Origin of the sequence: Pseudomonas sp. GL-B-26, assembly GCF_019947405.1 — a bacterium.
Lineage (GTDB): Bacteria > Pseudomonadota > Gammaproteobacteria > Pseudomonadales > Pseudomonadaceae > Aquipseudomonas.
The window spans coordinates 1-2,535 of sequence record NZ_JAGYGJ010000095.1 but is presented as its reverse complement, the minus strand read 5'-3'; the positions used below and the strand labels follow the sequence as shown (position 1 = coordinate 2,535).

General features: G+C 62.1%; 1 protein-coding gene and 1 pseudogene. Both read left to right on the top strand.

Annotated elements, in window-relative coordinates:
* Nucleotides 1-1,091 (top strand): annotated as a pseudogene (locus KGB23_RS29985) (glycine dehydrogenase (aminomethyl-transferring)); the annotation flags it as partial.
* 45 nt (nt 1,092-1,136) lie between these two features.
* Nucleotides 1,137-2,393 carry a serine hydroxymethyltransferase gene (gene glyA / locus KGB23_RS29980; RefSeq protein ID WP_223433691.1) on the top strand — a complete coding sequence of 419 codons (1,257 nt, stop codon included), beginning with the start codon at nt 1,137-1,139 and terminating at the stop codon, nt 2,391-2,393.
* Nucleotides 2,394-2,535 lie beyond the last annotated feature (142 nt).

Below are 2,535 nucleotides of genomic sequence, written 5' to 3'. Positions count from 1 at the left end.
GTCGCGACATCTGCCTGATCCCCTCGTCCGCCCACGGCACCAACCCGGCCACCGCCAACATGGCCGGCATGCGCGTGGTCGTCACCGCCTGCGATGCCCGCGGCAACGTCGACATCGAAGACCTGCGCGCCAAGGCCATCGAGCACCGCGAGCATCTCGCGGCATTGATGATCACCTACCCGTCGACGCACGGCGTGTTCGAAGAAGGCATCCGCGAAATCTGCGGCATCATTCATGACCACGGCGGCCAGGTGTACATCGACGGCGCCAACATGAACGCGATGGTCGGCCTCTGCGCCCCGGGCAAGTTCGGCGGCGACGTGTCGCACCTGAACCTGCACAAAACCTTCTGCATCCCGCACGGCGGTGGCGGCCCGGGCGTCGGCCCGATTGGCGTCAAATCGCACCTGACCCCGTTCCTGCCGGGCCACGCACAGATGGAGCGCAAGCAAGGCGCGGTCTGCGCGGCACCGTTCGGCAGCGCGAGCATTTTGCCGATCACCTGGATGTACATTCGGATGATGGGTGGCGCGGGTCTCAAGCGTGCCTCGCAACTGGCGATCCTCAATGCCAACTACATTTCCCGTCGCCTCGAAGAGTACTACCCGGTGCTGTACACCGGCAGCAACGGCCTGGTGGCGCACGAATGCATCCTCGATCTGCGTCCGCTGAAAGACAGCAGCGGCATCAGCGTCGATGACGTCGCCAAGCGCCTGATCGACTTCGGCTTCCACGCCCCGACCATGTCGTTCCCGGTCGCCGGCACGCTGATGATCGAGCCGACCGAAAGCGAATCCAAAGAAGAACTGGACCGCTTCTGCGACGCCATGATCCGCATCCGCGAAGAAATCCGCGCGGTGGAAAACGGCACCCTGGACAAGGACGACAACCCGCTGAAAAACGCCCCGCACACCGCGGCGGAAATCGTCGGCGAGTGGACGCATCCGTACAGCCGTGAGCAAGCGGTGTATCCGGTTGCGTCGCTGATCGAAGGCAAGTACTGGCCACCGGTCGGTCGGGTCGACAACGTGTTTGGCGATCGCAACCTGATCTGCGCCTGCCCGTCGATCACCGACTACCAGGACGCCTGATCGTCAGCCCACTCATACCATCCAAGAACAACAGAGGACTCCACCATGTTCAGCAAGCACGACCAGATCAAAGGCTACGACGACGAACTGCTGGCAGCGATGAACGCCGAAGACGCACGTCAAGAGCACCACATCGAGCTGATCGCTTCGGAAAACTACACCAGCCAACGGGTGATGGAAGCGCAAGGCAGCGGCCTGACCAACAAGTACGCCGAAGGCTATCCGGGCAAGCGCTACTACGGTGGCTGCGAACACGTCGATGTGGTCGAACAATTGGCCATCGACCGCGCCAAACAACTGTTCGGTGCCGATTACGCCAACGTCCAGCCGCACTCCGGCAGCCAGGCCAACGCTGCGGTCTATCTTGCGTTGCTGCAGGCCGGCGACACCGTATTGGGCATGAGCCTGGCCCACGGAGGACACCTGACCCACGGCGCCAAAGTCAGCTTTTCCGGCAAGTTGTATAACGCCGTTCAGTACGGCATCGACACCGCGACCGGGCTGATCGATTACGACGAAGTCGAACGCCTGGCCGTCGAGCACAAGCCGAAGATGATCATCGCCGGCTTCTCTGCCTATTCGAAGACCCTGGACTTCCCACGCTTCCGGGCGATTGCCGACAAGGTCGGCGCTTATTTGTTTGTCGATATGGCCCACGTTGCCGGGCTGGTAGCAACCGGTCTGTACCCGAACCCGATTCCCTTTGCCGATGTCGTCACCACCACAACCCACAAGACGCTGCGCGGTCCTCGTGGCGGCCTGATCCTGGCCAAGGCCAACCCGGAACTGGAGAAAAAACTCAACGCCGCAGTGTTTCCCGGCGGCCAGGGCGGCCCGCTGATGCACGTGATCGCCGCCAAGGCTGTGTGCTTCAAAGAAGCGCTGGAGCCGGCCTTCAAAACCTATCAGGCGCAAGTGATCCGCAACGCCCAGGCGATGGCCAAGGTCTTCATTGATCGAGGTTACGACGTGGTGTCGGGCGGTACCGACAACCACCTGTTCCTGGTCAGCCTGATTCGTCAGGGCCTGACCGGAAAAGACGCCGACGCCGCCCTCGGCCGTGCCGGTATCACCGTGAACAAGAACGCCGTACCGAACGACCCGCAATCGCCGTTCGTGACCTCCGGCCTGCGCATCGGCACGCCGGCGATCACCAGCCGCGGTTTCAAGGAAGCCCAGAGTATCGAGCTGGCGGGTTGGATCTGCGACATTCTCGACCACCTCGGCGATGCCGATGTCGAGGCGCACATCGCCCGGCAGGCTGCCGCGATGTGCTCTGATTTCCCTGTCTACCGCGACTAACCTGCAGCGCGATCCGTAATTGAATGGACTCGCCCAAGCCGAGGCGTCTGTGCGCCACGGTGGCATTCTTATAGAAGCCAACGACAGCGAGGGCGAGGCCATGAAAAAGCATACGACGATCAATCAGTCTTTGTCAGCCGAT

Excerpts from the sequence above, each read along its gene's own strand:
- glyA (WP_223433691.1), top strand. The coding sequence starts at position 1,137 with ATGTTCAGCAAGCACGACCAGATCAAAGGCTACGACGACGAACTGCTG.